The sequence below is a fragment of the Burkholderia sp. AU4i genome (assembly GCF_000466765.1).
Taxonomy (GTDB): domain Bacteria; phylum Pseudomonadota; class Gammaproteobacteria; order Burkholderiales; family Burkholderiaceae; genus Burkholderia; species Burkholderia cepacia.
The window spans coordinates 1-592 of record NZ_ASSI01000491.1; the positions used below are offsets into that span (position 1 = coordinate 1).

Annotated in this window: 1 protein-coding gene; it reads left to right on the forward strand. The window is 70.3% G+C overall.

Going from position 1 to position 592, the window contains the following annotated elements; genetic code table 11:
• The coding region (locus tag L810_RS43735; RefSeq protein WP_042978550.1) for a cbb3-type cytochrome c oxidase subunit I at positions 1-592 on the forward strand (592 nt) is incomplete at both ends.

The window sequence follows — 592 nt, forward strand, 5'->3', positions numbered from 1 at the left end:
AGCTGACGTTCTGGGTCGTGCTGGTCGGCTTCAACCTTGGCTTCTTTCCGATGCATATTTCCGGGCTGCTCGGGATGCCGCGCCGCATCTATACCTATCCGGCCGGGATGGGCTGGGATACATCGAACCTGCTGACGACGATCGGCTCGTTCGTGTTCGGGATCGGCATCGTGATGTTCGTCGTCAACGCGCTGACGAGCGCGCGGCGCGGTGTGCGCGCCAGCGAGAATCCGTGGGGCGCGGCGGGTCTCGAATGGTCGGTCGCGTCGCCGGCGCCCGTATACAACTTCGCGGTGCTGCCGCTCGTCGCGTCGCGGCATCCGCTGTGGGAAACGCGCGACGATCCGGCGCGCACCAGCCTGCGGGTCGGCTACCTGCTCGCGGACGGGCGCGAGGCGCTCGCCGTCACGCCGCTCGCCGCCGCGCCGAACGCGATCCTCAAAATGCCCGACGACAGCTGCATCCCGTTCGGGCTCGCGCTGCTCGCGACCGCCGTGTTCGCGGCGCTGCTCGTGCGCTCGCCGACGCTCGTCTGCGCGGCCGTCGCCGGTTGCGCGATCGCGACCGCCGCGTGGCTGTGGCCGCGCCGCGT